Genomic DNA, 19,631 nt, shown 5'->3' with positions numbered 1-19,631 from the left:
CAGACCGGGACCGCGCAACCCCTTTCGCCAAAAAGATTCGTTTTTCTGTCAGGAGCCCAGGTAGCCTTCGCTCTCAAGACACGTCTCAAGCGCTTCTTTCCCATTTACCAGATGAGCGCGCATCCCCAGCGTCCGGGCGGCATCAACGCACTCGGGGTTATCATCAAGGAAGGTGATCTGATTGGCGCTACAGGCCAGTGCCTTTATTACATGCTGCCAGGCACGTGGGTCCGGCTTGCGATAGCCGATCTCGTGAGAAAGAAAGATGGTGTCAAAGTGGGCTTCCAGCCCGGTGCGCTGAATAACGGCCCAGTGGATGGGGTTATTGTTGCTGAGAATAGCCATGTAAAAGCGCGGATCAATTCGTTCAAGCAGTTCCCGGGTGCCGGGGTAGAGTCCCGTGACCCAGCCGGAGTAGTGCTGCTCGAACGTTTCAGGCGTCATATCAAGCTCAAGGGTTTCAACGGCCGCTTTCAAAAAGCCTCTGGCAGAAGCCCTGCCGGTTTCGAACGGTTCAAGCGGGGCAAACTCCAGCCAGAACCGGCGTGCCTGTTCATGACTCAGTCGCCCGCCGGTCAGATTCACAAGTGGTGTGGTGCCATCCCAGTCAGCCAGTACGCCACCGACATCAAACAGAAGTATCTCGCGTGACCTCATGGCTTCTCCCTTGTATGCGATGACTAACTCCAGAGTGCCCGGACACTGTTACCGATATCCTGCAGCGCCCCATAAGGTGGTAACCAGGGGGTCATCGATGCCATGACAATCCCCATTAGCAGTGCTGTCTGTGGCGTACCGTAATCATAAAGCTTGAAAGCCGTACCAAAGGAGCGCTTCAGGCGCCTTCCCTCGATATCGATACTGTAGATCTCATCAAGAAGAAGATGAATAAGCACGCCAATCAGCATGGCACCGGCAAAAAACCATGACTGCGTGGCGGTCTGTATAAAGAGCTGGTAGCTCACAACGGCCACGACTAGCGCCGACAGCATGGCTGCCAGCAACGAGTGCCAGATACCGCGATGGACGGAAAAGCGCTTGAAAAGCGTGCTCAGAGGATAACGTACAATGAGATAGGCGCCGACACCCATGCCACTGAGCTCTGCCAGGGAAAGAAAGGGTTGCAGCGCCGAGACACAGCCGATCACGGCAAGCATCGCCATCAGCGTAAAGATCAGGCGTACGGCACGGGACTGGTCAGCATCGATATCCGGCACCACGCCGCCCAGTGCGACCAACCCCGCCATCGGGAAGCCATCAACAAAGGGCCATAGACCGGCCTGCCAGCCCAGTGCGCCCACCAAAGCGCCGCCCGCGGCGGCCACCGTAAAATGCGTTGTAAAATTGGCCATAATTCAGATACTGGATATAAATCCATATTATGGCGCAATTTTCTCAGCAACAACAATGGTCTAGCGGCCCCTCAGGGCGAGCTATTCATCCCGGCGGACAGAAACTCGTCCTTGAGTGATACGTAGTTGTTTGCTGAATACTCGAAGAAGCGATATTCCGACTCCTTGAGCGCACGCAGCTGGCGCACCGGATTGCCCCCATAGACGTAGCCGCTTTCAAGATGCTTGCCAGGCGGCACCACGGCACCTGCCGCTACCAGCACCTCGGTTTCAACAACAGCACCATCGAGTACCGTGGCCCCCATGCCGATCAATACCTTCGAGGCAATGGTGCAACCATGCAAAATGGCGCGGTGCCCCACGGTCACGTCGTCACCGACCGTCAACGGGTAACCGCCGGGGCTATAGTCGCTGGCATGCGTGATATGAAGAATGGAGCCGTCCTGAATGCTGGTGCGAGCGCCGATACGGATACGGTGCATGTCGCCACGGATCACGGCCGTCGGCCAGACAGACGTGTCATCGCCCAGGGTGACATCGCCCAGCACCACAGCCGTCTCATCGATGAAGACCCGCTCGCCCAGCGTCGGTGATACCCCTCTGAAACTTCGAATACTCATGTTTGCGCCCTCGCCTTGTTGAACCCATTAAAAATGACCGCCCCTTCCGTAGTATCCACCCCGGGGCTGCCCCGGACATCATTTCAGAACATGGCGCCCATCAACACCAGTATCAGCAGCGGGATAGCGACCCAGCGCGTGACACGACGCCACGTCACAAAAAAGCGATCACTGCTGCCCAGCGCCTGCAGTGATCGCTGCCCATCCATGACCCAGACCGCAAAAAAGGCGATCAGCAACCCGCCAATGGGCAGCAGGATATCGGTGGGCACGGTCGTTGCCAGATCAAAGAACGTCATGCCTGTGATCGGCTGCACCTCAGAGAGCCACGAAAACGACAACGCCGAAGGGATCCCCACCAGCCAGACGCCGCTGCCGATCAAAAGCGCCGATGTCATTCGATGCAGCCCGGCGGAATGGAGCATGGCCACCATCGGCTCGGCAAGATTGATGGAAGACGTCCAGGTCGCGATCAACAGCAGCACGAAGAAGAAGCCCAGCCACAGCTCACCACCGGGCAGCTGTGAAAAGGCCACCGGCAGGGTCACGAACATGAGCCCCGGGCCGGAAGCCGGATCCATCCCCTGCGAGAAAACGATCGAAAAGATGGCAATCCCCGCCATCAGTGCCACCGCAATATCCAGCAGCGCCACGGTGACCACGGCGCGGGGCACGCTCTGGCCCTCCGGCATATAGGCGCCGTACGCCATCAGCGCACCGGCGCCCACCGCCAGCGTAAAGAAGGCATGACCCATGGCGTTGAGCACCACCATGAAGGTGACCGCCTGAGGATCGGGCCAGAAAAGCCAGCTCAACGCGGTACCAAACCCTGTCGTGGTAGCCGCATAGCCGACCAGCACGATCAACAGCAGATACAAAAGCGGCATCAAAAGATTATTGAGTCGCTCAAGGCCACTACCCACCCCGAAGGCCACAACCGTCATCGTCAGCACCATGAAAAGCGTCTGATTGACGATGACCCGGCCAGGACTTGCCAGAAAGGCATCGAAGGCGGCACCGATTTCTTCGGGCGTGCGGGCGGCGAAATCGCCACTGAATGCATCGACCAGATACTCCAGCGACCACCCCGACACGACCGCATAGAAGGAGAGAATCAGAAAAAGCGTGATACCGCCCAGCAGCCCCAGAAGCCCCCAGTGTCGGCTGCCGCCCGCCTCGCGGGCCAAAAAGGTCAGGGCCTGCACGGGTGTGCGCCGCCCCGCGCGTCCAATCAGGATTTCGGCCACCATGACCGGCAATCCCAAAAGCGCCACGAAAGCCACATACAGTAAAAGAAAGACCGAGCCTCCGTTTTCACCCACCATCCAGGGAAAGCGCCAGATATTGCCCAGACCCACCGCCGCACCCGTCACTGCTATAATGAACGCACGGCGCGACCCCCAGCGCTCTACCACTTCGGACATGTCCTGCATCCCTGTCTTACCGCGCCATGATGCGCACTGAATCAACTCATGGTGGCGCACGTCCGCATTGAAACCGGCGCCCGACACCCTCATTGTCAACAGTATATCTTTCGCCAACCGCGAGGTCGCTTCATGTCTACCAATCCCCTGCTCGAATCCCACCCGCTTCCCCCCTTCGATGCCATCACCCCGGAAATTATCGAGCCGGCCATGGACGAGCTGCTTGCTCGCAACAAGGCGGCCATCGAAAGGCTGGTCGAGGAAGGCAGCCACACCTGGCAGGGGCTGGCCGCACCGCTTGAAGCCATCAACGACCAGCTCTCCCAGGCCTGGTCGCCGGTCTCGCATCTCAATGCCACCATGAACTCCCCGGCACTGCGCGAAGCCTACCAGGCCTGCCTGCCAAAGCTTTCGGCCTATGGCACCTGGCTTGGTCAGCATGAAGGGCTTTTCAAGGCCTTCCAGACGCTGGCGCAAAGCGAGGAGTACGATCGTCTGGATCAGGGACAGCGCAAATCGATCGACAATACCCTGCGGGATTTCCGCCTGGCCGGCATCGACCTGCCCTTTGAAAAAAAGGCCCGATTCGGCGAAATCCAGGCCAGGCTTTCAACGCTTTCCAACACCTTTTCCAACAACGTGCTGGATGCCACCCAGGCATGGCATCTGGATGTGCCGCGCGAGCGTCTGGACGGCCTGCCCGACAGCGCCCTTGAAACCCTGGCAGCCAACGCCCAGGCCAAGGGCGTCGAGGGCTATCGCATCACGCTCGACTTCCCGAGCTTTTTCCCGATCATGAGCCATGCCGACGACCGTGCCCTGCGCGAAGAGGTGTATACCGCCTTTGTCACACGCGCCTCCGATCAGGGCCCCAACGCCGGCGAGTTCGACAACTCCGACGTCATGGCCGAGATCGTAACGCTGCGACAGGAGCTTGCGGCACTGGCAGGCTTTGACACCTACGCCGACTATTCGATGGCCACCAAGATGGCCGACAGCCCGGATCAGGTGCTCGACTTCCTGGGCGATCTGGCCGAACGCGCCGTACCGCAGGCCACGGAAGAATTTCGAAATCTCGGTGACTTCGCCCGCGACGAGCTGTGCACCGAGACCCTGGCCCCCTGGGATACCGGCTACGCCAGCGAGAAGCTGCGTGAAGCACGCTACGCCATTTCCCAGGAAGAGCTGCGCCCCTATTTCCCGGCCCCTGGCGCTGTAGATGGGCTTTTCCGGGTTATCGGCAAGCTCTTTAACGTCAGCTTTCGCGAAAATACCGAGGCACCACGCTGGCACAGCGATGTGCGCTTTTTCGACATTCTCGAAAACGGTCACCCCATCGCCGGGTTCTACCTCGACCTTTATGCCCGTGAAGGCAAGCGCGGTGGCGCGTGGATGGATGAATGTCGCGTCAGGCGCGTACGCGGCGACGGTGACATTCAGCTGCCGGTCGCCTATCTGACCTGCAACTTCACCCGCCCGGTGGGCGACCGGCCGGCGCTTTTGACCCACGATGAAGTGCTGACCCTGTTTCACGAGTTCGGCCACGGCCTGCACCATATGCTGACGCGCCAGGACGTCGCCGACATCTCGGGCATCAATGGCGTGGCGTGGGACGCCGTCGAGCTGCCCAGCCAGTTCATGGAGAACTACTGCTGGGTGCGTGAAGGCCTCGACCTGATCGCCTCGCATGTCGACACCGGTGCCCCGCTGCCCGATGATCTGCTCGAGCGTCTGCAGGCCGCCCGCAACTTCCAGTCCGCCATGACCATGGTGCGCCAGCTCGAGTTTTCGCTGTTTGATCTGCGCCTGCACCGTGAGCACCAGGCGCCGAATGCCGAAGACATCCAGTCCCTGCTGGACAGCGTGCGTCATCAGGTCTCGGTGGTGCCCAGAGTCGAGTTCAACCGATTCCAGCACGGCTTCAGCCATATCTTTGCCGGTGGCTACGCCGCCGGTTACTACAGCTACAAGTGGGCGGAGGTGCTCTCCGCGGATGCCTGGTCGGCCTTTGAAGATGCCGGCGTTTTTGATCAGACCACCGGCCTGCGTTTTCGCAGCAGCATTCTGGAACAGGGCGGCGCCCGGGATGCCGCGGTCCTGTTTCAGGAGTTTCGTGGCCGCGAGCCCAGCATCGAGCCGCTGCTGCGCCAGAGCGGCATCCACCAGAGCGCCTGATTCCCTGTATCACGACCGGCAGTTCGACGCTGCCGGTCAGGAGATTCAATGAGCCAGTCAACCCCCAAGCGTTTTATTGCCGGCGCCATCTGCCCGCGCTGCAGCGCCATGGATCGCATTCGAAGCTGGGAAAGCAACGGCACCCGCTATCGCGAGTGCGTCAGCTGCGACTTCTTCGAACAGCTCCCCATGACCGAAGACACCCTCGATCCGCTGGAAACACGCGTCTCCAAAAGTCAGCCCGCCGAGGAAAGTGAGGACTTTCAGCCCGTTAAAATCATCGACCCGGGCAAACGCTGAACGCCCCGGCATCAAAAAGGCCCTGCCGGTTACCCGGCAGGGCCTTTTTATCATCAGCGCTTGTGATCAGCTGTTGTCTTCGATCACACCGCAGGCCCAGCGTCCACCGCCGCCACCCAGGTGCGGGGGTTCGCTGTAGGTGTCGCCACCTTCATGGATGATGACGGCGTGGCCGGCAAGGTCGCTCTCTTTCAGGCGAGGCGCCAGCACCGGCGTTGTGACGTTGCCATCTTCATCGGCCACTACCAGGGGCATATCACCCAGATGGCTGTCTTCGGCATACGGACCGCCGTGATGATCCGTCTCTTCCGGGTCAAAGTGACCGCCGGCAGCACCGGCCGGCGTCACTTCGCCGTTGTCGGTGGACGGGTCACAGCTTGGGTTGGTGTGCAGATGAAAACCGTGCATGCCAAAACCCGGCAGACCCGAGATATCGGGTGTGGCCAGAAGACCGTAATCGGTGTCTTCGAAGGTTACGGTGCCGACAGAGTCACTGACACCCTCATCCGTTGCCTTGTGCAGCTCTACGGTGGTGTCGGCCATGGCCAGCGGCGTTAAAGCCATCAGTGCTGATGCCAGAAACAGTCTTTTCATTGGAAATCCTCTCAAGTCAGCCCATTAACGATTGGCGTACCCTCAAGACTAGTTCGTCTGCTCGAATGCCACCAATCAATGCCGGGTCTTCTCAAGCGACAGGTCAGCCACGAGACTTGTGCAGGCGTCTGCCTGATTGAGCGTGTAAAAGTGCAGTCCCGGCGCCCCCTGATCCAGCAGCTGCTGACAAAGCCGCGCCACTACTTCATGGCCGAAGGCCTGAATACTGGCACTGTCATCACCGTAGGCTTCAAGCTGTCGCCGCATCCAGCGCGGAATCTCGGCACCGCACATTTCGGAAAAACGGGCGAGTTTGGTGTAATTGGTGATCGGCATGATGCCCGGAATGATCGGCACATCCACGCCGCGGGCGCGCACCCGATCCACGAAATGGTGGTAAGCATCCGGATTGAAGAAATACTGTGTGATGGCCATATCGGCACCGGCGCGCACCTTGTCGACAAAATGATCTACATCGCGCTCGAAGCTGCTCGCCTGAGGATGGCACTCCGGATAGGCCGCCACGGTCAGATTGAAATGATCCCCGGTCTCTTCACGAATAAAATCGACCAGATTTCGCGCGTAGCGAAACTCTCCGACTCCCATCATCCCCGAAGGCATGTCGCCACGAAGCGCCACGATTCGCTTGATACCGTGCTCGCGATAAAACGTTAAAAGCCTGCGAAGGTCCTCCTTGTCACTGGCCACGCAGGACAAGTGTGGCGCTGTGCAGATGCCAGTATCGCGCGAAATGTTTTTAACGGCATCAAAGGTGAAATCACGCGTGGTGCCACCGGCACCGAAAGTCACCGAGAAAAAGCGCGGATCGAGCTCGGCCAGCTTTGTATAAACCTCCGGCAACCGATCACGGCCTGCGTCGGTACGCGGCGGGAAAAACTCGAAACTGATTTCGGGCGGGCGGGCATCACTCATGAGTCAGGAGATCCTTTTGACAAGACATGCATCGACCGGGCCGGAGCATCCGCACGCTTCCAGTGGGCCCATTGACGGCAGCGGTCGACCATCGGTTAATGCCATGTATTGTGACGACACCGATGAATCAAACCAAATGAAAGATTCGGGGGATCTTATCAAGCAGGATTCATGATCAAGCGCGTGAGCGCCCGGAAAAAATCAGGGCGTCGAAACCTGTGGTTCGACGCCCCATGAAGATGGCGGAAAGGCGTGGGAGTCGAACCCACCAGGGACTGCTGGCAGCCCCTCTCGGGTTTGAAGCCCGAGCGCCCCACCGGGGAACGAAGCCTTTCCTTGGTCAGACCATTTCAGCAGGTGCTAAAACGTGAGCGCATGATAGCGTAATTAATGCCACATGTCGGCCCGACGCACGACATGATCATCGCGAACCCGCCGTGTATAGCCGATTCTGTCAAAAAATTCGAGGATCAGCACGGCCAGCTTGCGCCCGATACCCAGCTGGTCCCGGAAACTGGCCACATGTGCCGCGCCCTGCTGCGCCTCGAGACGCTGAATCATGTCGGCCATATCAAACACGGATCGGGCCAGGAAAAAATGATCGCGGCGCACATGATAGACACGCCCCAGACGGGCGGCCGATGTGAGTACCTGACGCACCTGCCCCTCATCGATATTTTCCAGACCGGCCAGATCCCGTACGCGCGGCGGATCAAAGGCCGTTGCTTCAAGGTGTGGCTGAATCCTTTGCCAGAGCGCTTCGTCTTCGGCCGACAGCGCCGCCTGATAATCCGGCAGCGACAAAAAGGGCCCCTGCTGTTTCAGCATGCCTGCCGTCATCAGCGGTTGAATGATCTGGCGAAACAGGGCGCTGGGCAGACCCGGCATGACCTGACGGCGCAGACGCTCGCGTTCGGTGCCGAGCATGGCCGGCTCACGCTCGTGATTGTCGGTGACCACCTCGAGAATACGTACCCGAAGTGACTCCAGAGCCTGTGGCGAAAAGGCCCGCATATCCTGCCCGGCGCTGATGACCCATGCCCCCAGCGCTTCGAACTCACGGGCCAGCGAGGCAGGCGTTCGATTGAAGTTTCGCGCCAGGCCATAAATATCCGGGCCATCCTGACGCAGCGTCAGAGCCATTTTGAGCGGCTCGGCCAGAGACATGCCGCTGGCGCTGCTGTCCATGACCGCCTGACGGCAGCTTTCCAGCCACTGCAGCCGGGCCGGCGAGCGCTGGCCGCGGCGCGGCGGTGCACCGTCAAGCACCACGGCGCCACCAATGGTATGACGCGCGCCATGATCGCGGACGATCACACGATCCCCCATGCAGGCATGCAGCGGCGTTTCAAGAATCATCTGGGCCAGCATGCGCCCACCGGGCAGCAGCAGCTGCCCCTCCAGCAGGGAAATGCGTCCGGTGACATGCGAGGCCCCAAGGTGTAGATGGACACCCGACCAGTGGCTCAGGGGCGGGGCATCTTCCAGAAGTTCCAGAGCGATATCCACGCGCGTCAGCGACGGCGTGGGCAGCGCCTGGGCCACCACCCAGTCACCGCGCTGAACGGTTTCGCGATCGATGCCGGGGCCGGCAAGGTTCAGGGCAAGCCGGTCGCCCTGACGAGCATGTTCTGCCACCCGCCCCTGCCGTCGAAGCCCCCTGACGCGGGCCCCCTGACCGGATGGAAACAGTCTGACATTGTCACCGACCGAAATCTCGCCGGCCACAACCGTCCCCGTGACCACCAGCCCCGAACCGGTCTTGGTAAAGGCGCGATCCACAGCCATGCGGAAATTGCCCTGAGCCACCTCGGCATCGCTGGCCTGGGCGCGACGCCAGAGCTCCTCCTTGAGTGCATCGATGCCTTCGCCTGTCCGACTGGACACTTCAAAGACGTGCGAATCCTCCAGCGGTGAGCCGGCCAGCAATGACCGGATCTGTTCATGCACCTCTACCAGTCGCTGGCGCTCGACCAGATCACATTTGGTCAGCGCCACCACACCGCGATCGATGCCCAGAAGACGCAGTATCTGCATGTGCTCCCTTGTCTGGGGCATGACGCCATCATCGGCGGCCACCACCAGCAGCATGGTGTCGATACCTGCGACACCCGAGAGCATGTTGTGGATAAATTTTTCATGGCCGGGGACATCGATAAAGCCCAGCTCGAATTCATCAAGCGTCTCCGGATAGGCGTAGCCGGCCTCGATGGTCAGCCCCCGCGCCTGCTCCTCTTGCAGACGGTCGGTGCTGATCCCGGTCAGCGAGTGAATCAGGGCTGTCTTGCCATGATCTACATGGCCTGCCGTTCCTACGATCATGATCCCTGTTCCCGATTCAGCGAGAGATGGCCAAGCTGTTCCATGAAGGCACGTTCGTCGGGCTCGCCCTGCAGACAGCGCAGATCAAGCCACAGCGCCCCGTCGTGGAGTCGCCCGATCACGGGTCGGGGAAGCTGTCTGAACGCCGCCTCGATTTTGCGCAGCGAATGCTCGTCGTGATGGCGCTCCCGGGTGGGCGGTGCGATCACAAGCGCCCGGCTGGGCAGACGATCCACCGGCAGCGCGCCGCTGCCCAGCTGGCTCCGGCAGGGGGCAATGCTGACCTGCATTCGCGGCAAATGCTCGACGAGGGCGGGCAGCAAACGCTCGGCCGTGGCCGCGATGTCGGCTTCGGCACGCGTCAGTAGCGCCAGGGTCGGAATATCACGCTCGATCTCGTCGCTGTCCCGATAAAGCTGAAGGGTCGCTTCCAGCGCGCTCATGATCAGCTTGTCGACGCGGAGGGCACGCTTGAGCGGATGGCGACGGATGCGATCGATGCAGTCACGGCTGCCCACGATCAGACCACACTGAGGCCCGCCAAGGAGCTTGTCGCCGCTGAAGGTCACCACATCCGCACCGGCCTCGATGCTCTGATGGGGGCGTGCCTCATCGGGCAACCCCAGAGCCGCCATGTCCGTTAGCGCACCGCTGCCCAGATCCACGATAAAGGGCACTCCTTGATCGTGGGCAATACGCGCCAGCTCGCTTTCCTCCACGGCGGCCGTAAACCCTTCTACCGCATAGTTGGAGGTGTGCGCCTTGAAGATCATGCCCGTGGCATCACTCATGGCCTGCTCGAAATCACGCGCGTGCGTGCGGTTGGTCGTCCCCACTTCGCGCAGATAGCAGCCGGAGGTATGCATGATGTCGGGCAGGCGAAACGAGCCGCCGATCTCAATGAGCTCACCGCGTGAAATGACGACTTCACGGCCGGCCCCCAGCGCCGACAGCGTCAGCACCACGGCGGCGGCGTTGTTGTTGACCACAGTCGCGGCTTCGGCACCGGTCAGTTCGCACAGCAGCGATTCGACGACCTGGTCGCGATCACCCCGGCGTCCGCTATCGATGTCGTATTCCAGCGCCAGCGACTGCCGGGCAGCGCGCGTCATGGCATCAATGGCCGGCTCGGCCAGTGGCGCGCGCCCCAGATTGGTATGAATGACGGTGCCGGTCAGATTGAACACGCTGGGGGCATTGGAAGCGGCCAGTGCCTCGGCACCGGCCAGCGCCCTGGTGACCAGCTGTTCCTGATCAAGGGGGGCGGCGTCGGTGGCGGAGAGACGCTTGCGCTCATCAACCAGCAGCTCGCGCACCGCGCGTCTTTTGAGACGACGGCTGACCGGCGAGCGCTCCATCGCATGATGGGACAGCAGCACATCCACTGCCGGTAGATAACGTCGCGGGTCATCCATCAAGGACTCCTTTCATGGGGTGAGAGCGTTCATACATGAAACACGACTCATCTTTTAATACAGGCACTGCCATCAATCCAGACTCATGCAAAAGGCCGGGCAGTGACAGGTCAGAATCGGAGCACAGGCCACACAATCGTTCAAGCCGGTTATCATCCCTTAAAAAAGTCTTGAAACAAGCTCGGGGCGTCGTTCATGGAGACCAATTTGATATAACAACATAAAAAAACGCGCTCATGTTGAGCGCGTTTATACAGACAGGTCCCAGGGGTCACCCCGCGACAAGCCAGGGATTGTAGCTGCTTCGCCCGATATCACGCTCATTGGCGATCATGATATCAAGCCCCAGACTGGCCAAGTCGTCCGCCAAGGCATCGGCATCCACTTCGGTATCGCGCTGAACGATCTTTACATAGCTTTCGCACTCGCCACAGGTTTCGGCCCTGACCGGCAGCGGGCGCTTGCCATCCTCGCCTTCAAGACCGACATAATCCAGCTTGCCGGTTTCAAAGCAGGTCGTGCAGCGCGCCCGCTCCATGTACCACTCGGCGGCACAGATAGAACACTGCATATAGCGCACGCGTGAGCGTTCACGCCCCACCTGAATGATACTGGCCACCGGCAGCGCGCCGCAGCAGGGACAAACGGTCTGCGCCGTGCCTTCCGCCCGCTTTGGCGGCCGTGGCAGCACCGAGCACTGGCGAAGCCAGGCCACCTGCAGGGCTGCGGCCACCAGGGGCATGAAGGCGCGAGTGTCTTCACTACCGGTGCCGGCACTGAGCACCTCGGCGGCGATTTCCCGACGACTCGACGCATCCAGCGCTCGCAGCCGGTGAATCAGCTGCTGCTGCGCCTGCCCCACGTTGAGCTCCAGGGCGTCACAAAGCGCGTCCAGGTCTTCCTGCCAGTCCAGATCATGCTGCAGTGTCTGCGCCATAAGGGGTGGCATACCGTGTTCAAAGGCCAGATCGAAGGTCTCAGCGTCCGGCTGGAAGGTGCTGGTACGCTTTTGCAATACCTGATGCTGCGCCTGCGCCAGGCGCGCGGCAAACCCAAGGAAATCGGCCATCGAGCGCATGCGCCTGGAAAGATCGCGCAGGCGGCGTGCCCGATGACTGAAAAGACGCCGTTCGGGCAGCACCACGGCGGGGGGTTCAACGACCCCGCCGGGGGCAGCACCGTAATCATGTTCAGCCTGAGGTTCGGCCGTCATGGCGAGCTCCGTGATGGGATGTCGTGTCACGCCCGTGAGCGTTCTCGTCTCCCGCGCGCTGCGAAGGGTCTTCCATCTCCTCTTCATACCAGAGCGGATGGTGGTGCTTTGCCCAGGCATGCGTGACGCGGCCGCGAGTCATGGCCTTGATCGAGCCCTTGACCCAGATGGCTGCGTAGACGTGCACGATGATGGTCGCAATACCGATGAAGGCGGCCAGCGCATGCACAAGGCTTGCCACACGGATGACCGGAACGGGAAAGAACCCGGCAAACCAGGGGCGCCACATGATCACACCCGTGATCAAAAGCACCGGAATGCAGAGAATCAGTGCCCAGTAGACCATCTTCTGACCCGGGTTGTACTTGCCGATCGGCGGCAGTTTCTCATCCCGGTTGTTGAGCACATCGCCCATCTGACGCATCCACTGCACATCGTTTTTCATCAGCATATTATGCTTGAGCTGTCGCACCGCGATGATGACAAACAGCACAAACAGGACCACGCCGATGAAGGGGTGCAGCACTCGCGACCAGACCGGTCCGCCCAGCGTGTGGCTTAAAAAGAAAAACGGTGGATGAAAGAAGGCAAGTCCTGACAGTGCCAGCAAAATAAAGGCGCCTGCCATGGCCCAGTGGTTGGCCCGGGTACCCGGGCCGTAACGCAGCATGGTCTTTTGTTTCTTGAAATTCATGACCGATGCTCCTCTTCACGTGAGACACGATGATGATCATCGTCTTCGCCAAAGACTTCCTCATCCGTAGGCTCTTCCTTCGGGCCCTTGGTGATGTAGTGGAAGAAGCCGGCAAACGCCGTGATCCCCAGAATCGCGGACATGATGGGCTTGGAAATGCCCTTCCAGACGCCAACGACCGGCGAAATGCGCGGATCCTTCGCCAGCCCGCTGTAAAGCCCGGGCTCGTCGCTGTGGTGCAGCACGTACATGACGTGCGTACCGCCCACGCCTGCCGGATCATAGATACCGGCATGCTCGTAGCCGCGCTCTTTCAGGTCGTTTACGCGCTTGTCGGCGCGCGCCAGCATGTCCTTTTTGCTGCCAAACTCGATGCAGTTGGTCGGACAGGCCTTGACGCAGGCCGGCTCCAGTCCCACGTTCACACGATCAGAGCACAGGGTGCACTTGTAGGACTTGCTGTCCTTTTCCGAGATGCGCGGAATATTGAACGGGCAACCCGTGATGCAATAGCCGCAGCCGATGCAGTTGTTGGAATCAAAGTCGACGATGCCGTTGGCATACTGGACGATTGCGCCCGGGGCCGGGCAGGCCTCAAGACAGCCCGGCTCGGCGCAGTGCATGCAGCCATCCTTGCGGATCAGCCAGGAGAGTTCCTTCTCCTTGCTGACATCCTCACCGCCCACAAAGTCCGTTTCGACTTCGTTAAAGCGCATCACCGTCCATGACTCGGCGGTCAGATCCATGGGGTTGTCATACACCCCGTGGCACTCGCCTACCTCATCACGCAGATCATTCCACTCCATGCAGGCGACCTGGCAGGCCTTGCAACCGATGCACTTGGAGACATCGATAAGCTTGGCCACTTCCACCACATTGTCGCGTGCATGGGGTGCCGGCAGTGTCGTCGCGGAACGGGCAACGATATTTTGTGAGTTGATCATATGCCCTCCCTTATGCCTTTTCGACCTTGACGATGAATGACTTGTATTCCGGTGTCTGGGTATTGGCATCACCTACGACAGGCGTCAGGGCATTGATCAGATAGCCCTTTTTCGCCACGCCGGTGAAGCCCCAGTGAATCGGAATACCCACGTGATGCACGTCACGATCCCCGATGCGCAATGGCTGCATGCGTTTGGTCACTACCGCCACGGCCTTGATAAAGCCGCGATTGGAAGAGACCCGCACCCAGTCACCGGCCACAACCCCCACTTCCTCGGCGAGCTGATGGCTGATTTCCACAAACTGTTCCGGCTGCACGACAGCGTTGAGACGGGCGTGCTTGGTCCAGAAGTGGAAATGCTCGGTCAGACGATAGGTCGTGGCGGCGTGCGGGAACTCTTCTCGAGTGCCCAGCGCCTTGCGATCCTCATCGTAGATCCGGCCTGCCGGGTTGTTTTTCGCCAGCGGGTTGTTCGGATGCAACGGGTTGTTGTCGATCGGCGATTCAAACGGTTCGTAGTGTTCCGGGAACGGACCATCCACCATGCTCTGGCCGGCGAAGAAGTGACCCACGCCTTCCGGCTGCATGATAAACGGACCCTGACCCAGCGCAGGATCAGAGGTGACCGGGAAGTCCGGGATGTCGGCACCGACCCAGCGACCCTGTTCACTGCTCCACCAGACAAATGCCTTCTCGCGTCCCCAGGGCCTGCCCTGCGTATCGGCACTGGCGCGGTTGTACAGCACACGCCGGTTGGCCGGCCATGCCCAGGCCCAGCCCAGCGTGTTGCCGGTACCGTATGGGTCGGAGTTATCGCGGCGCGCCATCTGGTTGCCATCCTGAGTCCAGGCACCGGAAAATATCCAGCACCCCGAAGCGGTACGGCCATCAGCGGTCATTTCCGAGAAGCTCGACAGCAGCTCGCCGGCCCGACGGGTGACGTTGCCGTTGTCGTCGGTCAGGTCTACCAGTGCGCGACCGTTATACTCCTGCGCCAGCTCTTCCGAGGAGGGCGCTTCGGGAATGTCGTAATCCCAGTCCAGATTCAGGATCGGGTCGGGGAACACGCCGCCTTCCTCGCGATACAGATCACGAATGCGGATGAAAAGCTCACCCATGATGCGCGTATCCGGACGCGCCTCTCCCGGCCCCTGAGCGGCCGCCCAGTGCCACTGCAGCCAGCGGGCACTATTGGTGATCGAGCCGTCATCCTCGGCAAAGCAGGTCGTGGGCAGACGAATGACTTCGGTCTGGATCTGTGAAGGATCCACATCGTTGTATTCGCCGTAGTTTTTCCAAAACTCGCTGGTTTCGGTATTCAACGGATCCATGACGACCAGATACTTCAGCCTGGAAAGTCCCTCGGTCACCTTCTGGCGATTGGGGAACGATGCCAGCGGATTGAAGCCCTGGCAGAAATAGCCGGTAAGCTCGCCCTTGTGCATGCGCTCAAAGGTATCGAGCACGTCATACAGCGGCTTGGAAAGCTTGGGCAGCCAGTCAAAGCACCAGTTGTTGTCCTCGGTGGCGGCATCGCCGAACCAGGACTTCATCAGGCTGACATGGAATTTCTCGTAGTTTTTCCAGTACGAGACCTCGCCTTCCAGAATCGGCTGCTTGGCACGCTTTTGAATGTAGGCGCTATAGTCCTGTTCTTTTGCGTTGGCCAGCGACATGTAGCCCGGCAAAAGCTGCGACAAAAGACCCAGATCCGTCAGACCCTGGATATTGGAGTGACCGCGCAGGGCGTTGATACCGCCCCCCGGCATGCCCATGTTGCCCAGCAGCAGCTGCACCATGGCCGCGGTACGAATGATCTGCGAGCCGATCGAGTGCTGCGTCCAGCCCAGCGCATAAAGAATCGTCATGGTCTGGTGCGGCACGGCCATCTTGCCGATTTCCGACCAGATATGTTCGATGTGCTCTCTGGGCATGCCACAGATGCTCGACACCGTATCGACGTCGTAGCGGCTGTAGTGCTCGCGCATCAGCTGATAGACGCATCTTGGGTGCTGAAGCGACATGTCACGCAGGGCGTAACCGTCGTCCCCCAGCTCATACATCCAGGACGACTTGTCGTCGTAGGAGTGATTGTCGGGGTTGTAGCCGGTAAAAATACCGTCTTCGAAACCATAGTCTTCACGCACCAGAAGCGAGGCATCGGTGTAGTGAAGAACGTATTCACGCTGGATCTGATCGGTCGTGATCAAGTAATGGATCAGACCGCCCAGAAACGTGATATCGGTTCCGGTACGAATAAAGGCCTTGTAGTCGGCGACCGCACAGGTACGCGTATAACGCGGATCAATGCAGATCAGCTTGGCCTTGTTGTGCTCGAGCGCTTCAGTAACCCAGCGGAAACCCACGGGGTGAGCCTCGGCAGAATTGCCGCCCATCGAAAGAATCAGATTGGCATTGCGGATGTCGACCCAGTGATTGGTCATGGCACCGCGACCGAATGAAGGGGCAAGACCTGCCACCGTCGGTCCGTGTCAGACGCGCGCCTGGTTGTCGAACGCTACCATGCCAAGGTTACGTACCACCTTGTGGGTGATGTAGCCGGCTTCATTGGATGAGCCCGAAGCGGCCAGAAAGCCGGTCGTGGTCCAGTGATTGACCGTGGCGCCATTGTCGTCACGCTCGACGAAATTGGCATCACGGTCATCCTTGATATAGCGAGCGATCTTGTTAAGCGCCTCATCCCAGCTGACGCGCTTCCACTCATCGGAGCCCGGCGCACGTACCTGCGGGTATTCCAGACGACCGTCGCTGCGCACAAAGTCCAAAAGCCCCGAGCCCTTCGGGCACAGAGAACCACGAGAGACCGGATGGTCCGGGTCGCCTTCAATGTGGAAGACTTCCTGGCGAGCGTTTTTGGAACCGTCGCCATTGCTGTAGATCAGGATGCCGCAGCCTACCGAGCAGTAGGTGCAGTTGTTGCGGGTTTCCTTGGCATGCGTCAGCTTGAACTGACGCACGGACGCTTCAGCCGACTCCGGGGCAAACCCCATCATCGCCATGCTGGAAGAGGCAACGCCTGCCGCCCCCAGCTTGAAGAACTGTCTTCGGGTTACATTAACCGTCATGGGTCAATCTCCTCGTCGCCTGCCGGCGTACCAGCTGTCAGGGCGGGCAGGCGTCATGCTTGAACATCGGCCCGGGGGGCGCGATGTGGCCAGTCACTGTTTATCGGCATGACATCACCGATTATTAATACTTCCCATGGCTGGGATGGTTTTTATCGGGTACTGCAAAGAAGGGAATCAGGATCTGAATGCCATCGGCATCATGAAGACAAAATGTCGCATAAACCGATTTTCCGGCACATTCTACGTTCTGTCATCATCGAGTTTCAAAAGTAAACGTCACAATTTTTTGATGCCTGTCAAAACCTGACGGGATTCAGTCTGTTACGAGACTGGCGCAGTGACGCCAAAATTAATGTTTTTTTAATCCGGGCTCGATTCGGTCTCTTCATCGGCCAGCCAGTCTTCTGCTTCGGTTTTTTCCCGCTGGCCGGAAGGCGGTCTGGGGTCATCCACCAGCGTCTTGTTCTCCCAGTCCACCAGGCGCAGCCGGCCGTCGAACTCCTCGACCAGCGCCGTACAGTTTTCTACCCAATCCCCGTCGTTGCAGTAGACAAAGCCTTCACACTCGCCGAAAAACGGGATGTGAATATGCCCGCCGATGTAGCCATCCACGTTTTCCCGACGCACGCGCGCCAGGGCCGATTGCCGAAAGGCGTCGGCAAAGGTTTTCACGTTGCTGGAGCGTCGCTTGAGCGCCGCCGACAGCGACCAGTACGGGCGGCCCATGCGACGCCGGGCCTGAACCGTCCAGCGATTGGTACGACGCATGGTATGCAGCGCCATCTCTCCGACCACCAGTTTCCAGCGGGGCGCCTTGAAGTGACCGTCAAATTCGTCGCCGTGGCTGACCAGTAACCGCCTGCCATCTTTTGTGACATGCACGGCGTCGCGGCGGACTTCGATGCTGCGAAAGGTTTCGCCACAGAAGGTACGAAAGGCCGCGTCATGGTTGCCCGGAATATAGATGACCTCACAGCCGGTACGCGCCAGCCGCAGGATATGACGAACCAGGCGCTGCTGATGAACGTCGAGTACCGAGATGGCCCGACGCTTCATGGCGATCAGATCAAAGACATCGCCGACCAGATACAGCCGCTTGGGGCGCACCAGCCGCATCAGGTTGAGCAGCAGCTGTGCCTGAGCATCAGGCGTGCCCAGATGAAGGTCGGACACAAACAGAGTGCGTGCATTGGGCCTTCTGGCCATCGAATCCTCCCGGACAGTCTCGACAACGCATGACCTGCGTCGCATTAAATACCTTCAATGACGGACAATTATCGACATAACATCGACATCCGTCGAATCTCCCCCAATAGAGGGTAACGAGAACGGCTACGCTTATTATGCATGTATCGCGTTGCCATTATTAAAGGAGAACACTGATGTCCGCTGTCAGCGAAAAGGTCTTTATCAGCCCCGCCCGCTATGTCCAGGGCGCCAACACCCTCTCCCGCGCCGGCCACTACGTCTCGCAGCTGGGCAAAAAGGCCCTGATCATCGCCGACGATTTCGTCTGGAAAATGGCTGGAGACACGCTGAGCGACAGCCTCAAGGGCAGCGACATCAGCTTTGAGCGGGCCATCTTTGAAGGCGAATCCTCAACGGCCGAGATCGACCGACTCGTGGCACAGGGCGAACAATACGAGGCCGGCGTGGTCATCGGCTTTGGCGGCGGCAAGACGCTGGACACGGCCAAGGGCGTGGCCGACAGAATGAATGCGGCCTGCGCCGTGCTGCCAACAACCGCCTCAACGGATGCCCCGACCAGCGCCCTGTCAGTGATCTATAGCGATGAAGGCGAGTTCGAGTCCTATCGCTTCTACGACAAAAACCCCAACCTGGTACTGGTCGACACCGCCATTATCATCAACGCCCCGCCGCGCTTTCTGGCCTCCGGCATTGCCGATGCACTCGCCACCTGGGTCGAGGCGCGCGCCGCCATTCGAGCCTGCGCCACCAACATGGCCGGCGGCCAGTCCACCCTTCTGGGCCAGACCATCGGCGAAAAGTGTGAAGAGGTGCTCTTTGATCATGCCCTGCTCGCCTGGCAGGCCAACGAGGCCGGCATCGTCACGCCCTCGTTTGAAGCCGTGGTCGAGGCCAATACGCTTTTAAGCGGACTGGGCTTTGAAAGCGGCGGTCTGGCCGGGGCACACGCCATTCATAACGGGTTTACCGCGCTGCACGGCGAAATCCATGAGCTGACCCACGGTGAAAAGGTGGCCTACGGCACCGTGGCCCAGCTGATTCTGGATCAAACGCCCCAGGCCGAGCTGGAAGAGTATCTGGATCTTTACCTGGCTCTGGGCCTGCCGGTGACACTGGAAGCCCTCAAGCTCAAGGATGTCAGCGACGACGACCTTTATCGCGTGGCCGAGGCCGCCCTCAAGGAAGGCGAATCGATCCACAACCTGGCCTATGCCCTTACGCCGGACCAGGTTGTTTACGCCATCAAGGCCGTCGACGTCCATGCGCGCGCCTACATGGAAAAGCTTGGCTGGGAGTAATTCCCACCCGCTGAAAAAGGGCCGCCCGGCGGCCCTTTTTCAGATCT

General features: G+C 59.8%; 16 protein-coding genes and 1 tRNA gene. 3 read left to right on the top strand and 14 right to left on the bottom strand.

The window, feature by feature from the left end; translation table 11 throughout:
- Nucleotides 1–48: 48 nt before the first annotated feature.
- The 4 genes from ACS92L_RS14815 to ACS92L_RS14800 all read right to left on the bottom strand — a co-directional run bounded on the left by ACS92L_RS14815 (nt 49) and on the right by ACS92L_RS14800 (nt 3,396).
- The gene (locus tag ACS92L_RS14815; protein ID WP_438765869.1) at nt 49–657 is read right to left on the bottom strand and encodes an HAD family hydrolase; all 609 of its coding nucleotides are present in this window, start codon (nt 655–657) and stop codon (nt 49–51) included.
- Between the two features lie 23 nt (nt 658–680).
- The gene (locus ACS92L_RS14810) at nt 681–1,352 is read right to left on the bottom strand and encodes a metal-dependent hydrolase (protein WP_438765868.1); all 672 of its coding nucleotides are present in this window, start codon (nt 1,350–1,352) and stop codon (nt 681–683) included.
- Nucleotides 1,353–1,423: 71 nt separating this feature from the next.
- On the bottom strand, nt 1,424–1,972 hold the full coding sequence (locus tag ACS92L_RS14805) for a gamma carbonic anhydrase family protein (RefSeq protein ID WP_438765867.1): 549 nt from the start codon (nt 1,970–1,972) through the stop codon (nt 1,424–1,426).
- A gap of 83 nt (nt 1,973–2,055) precedes the next feature.
- Complete coding sequence (locus ACS92L_RS14800; protein WP_438765866.1) at nt 2,056–3,396, bottom strand: sodium-dependent transporter; 1,341 nt, start codon at nt 3,394–3,396, stop codon at nt 2,056–2,058.
- A gap of 132 nt (nt 3,397–3,528) precedes the next feature.
- On the opposite strand from ACS92L_RS14800, the gene ACS92L_RS14795 reads away from it, so the two are divergent.
- Entirely contained in the window at nt 3,529–5,571 is a 2,043-nt protein-coding gene (locus ACS92L_RS14795) for a M3 family metallopeptidase (protein ID WP_438765864.1), read from the top strand.
- Between the two features lie 48 nt (nt 5,572–5,619).
- Nucleotides 5,620–5,871 (top strand): YheV family putative zinc ribbon protein, encoded by a 252-nt coding sequence (locus ACS92L_RS14790; protein ID WP_438765863.1) that lies wholly within the window; start codon nt 5,620–5,622, stop codon nt 5,869–5,871.
- A 66-nt stretch (nt 5,872–5,937) separates the two neighbouring features.
- On the opposite strand, the gene ACS92L_RS14785 is transcribed toward ACS92L_RS14790, so the two are convergent.
- The 10 genes from ACS92L_RS14785 to ACS92L_RS14740 form a co-directional block, all read right to left on the bottom strand.
- Entirely contained in the window at nt 5,938–6,465 is a 528-nt protein-coding gene (locus ACS92L_RS14785; RefSeq protein ID WP_438765861.1) for a superoxide dismutase family protein, read from the bottom strand.
- Between the two features lie 75 nt (nt 6,466–6,540).
- Complete coding sequence (metF, locus tag ACS92L_RS14780; RefSeq protein ID WP_438765860.1) at nt 6,541–7,398, bottom strand: methylenetetrahydrofolate reductase [NAD(P)H]; 858 nt, start codon at nt 7,396–7,398, stop codon at nt 6,541–6,543.
- A 240-nt stretch (nt 7,399–7,638) separates the two neighbouring features.
- A tRNA-Sec gene (locus ACS92L_RS14775) sits at nt 7,639–7,734 on the bottom strand.
- A gap of 51 nt (nt 7,735–7,785) precedes the next feature.
- Nucleotides 7,786–9,720 carry a selenocysteine-specific translation elongation factor gene (gene selB, locus ACS92L_RS14770; RefSeq protein WP_438765858.1) on the bottom strand — a complete coding sequence of 645 codons (1,935 nt, stop codon included), beginning with the start codon at nt 9,718–9,720 and terminating at the stop codon, nt 7,786–7,788.
- Entirely contained in the window at nt 9,717–11,135 is a 1,419-nt protein-coding gene (selA, locus tag ACS92L_RS14765) for an L-seryl-tRNA(Sec) selenium transferase (RefSeq protein ID WP_438765857.1), read from the bottom strand. The genes selB and selA overlap by 4 nt, the downstream gene beginning before the upstream one ends.
- Before the next feature lie 271 nt (nt 11,136–11,406).
- Nucleotides 11,407–12,348, bottom strand: a complete 942-nt coding sequence (gene fdhE, locus ACS92L_RS14760) for a formate dehydrogenase accessory protein FdhE (RefSeq protein WP_438765856.1) — start codon at nt 12,346–12,348, stop codon at nt 11,407–11,409.
- A complete protein-coding gene (locus ACS92L_RS14755; RefSeq protein ID WP_438765855.1) occupies nt 12,326–13,042 on the bottom strand; it encodes a formate dehydrogenase subunit gamma in 717 nt (238 codons plus the stop codon). Before ACS92L_RS14755 ends, fdhE begins: the two co-directional genes overlap by 23 nt.
- Complete coding sequence (gene fdxH, locus ACS92L_RS14750) at nt 13,039–13,986, bottom strand: formate dehydrogenase subunit beta (RefSeq protein WP_438765854.1); 948 nt, start codon at nt 13,984–13,986, stop codon at nt 13,039–13,041. The genes ACS92L_RS14755 and fdxH overlap by 4 nt, the downstream gene beginning before the upstream one ends.
- Nucleotides 13,987–13,996: 10 nt before the next feature.
- On the bottom strand, nt 13,997–17,074 hold the full coding sequence (fdnG, locus tag ACS92L_RS14745; RefSeq protein ID WP_438765853.1) for a formate dehydrogenase-N subunit alpha: 3,078 nt from the start codon (nt 17,072–17,074) through the stop codon (nt 13,997–13,999).
- A 363-nt stretch (nt 17,075–17,437) separates the two neighbouring features.
- Complete coding sequence (locus ACS92L_RS14740; protein ID WP_438765852.1) at nt 17,438–18,283, bottom strand: UDP-2,3-diacylglucosamine diphosphatase; 846 nt, start codon at nt 18,281–18,283, stop codon at nt 17,438–17,440.
- Between the two features lie 176 nt (nt 18,284–18,459).
- On the opposite strand from ACS92L_RS14740, the gene ACS92L_RS14735 reads away from it, so the two are divergent.
- A complete protein-coding gene (locus tag ACS92L_RS14735; RefSeq protein WP_438765851.1) occupies nt 18,460–19,584 on the top strand; it encodes a glycerol dehydrogenase in 1,125 nt (374 codons plus the stop codon).
- The last annotated feature ends 47 nt before the right edge of the window (nt 19,585–19,631 follow it).

The organism is Kushneria halocnemicola (assembly GCF_965650455.1).
Taxonomy (GTDB): Bacteria; Pseudomonadota; Gammaproteobacteria; order Pseudomonadales; family Halomonadaceae; genus Kushneria.
This window is presented reverse-complemented; position numbering and strand designations above follow the sequence as displayed.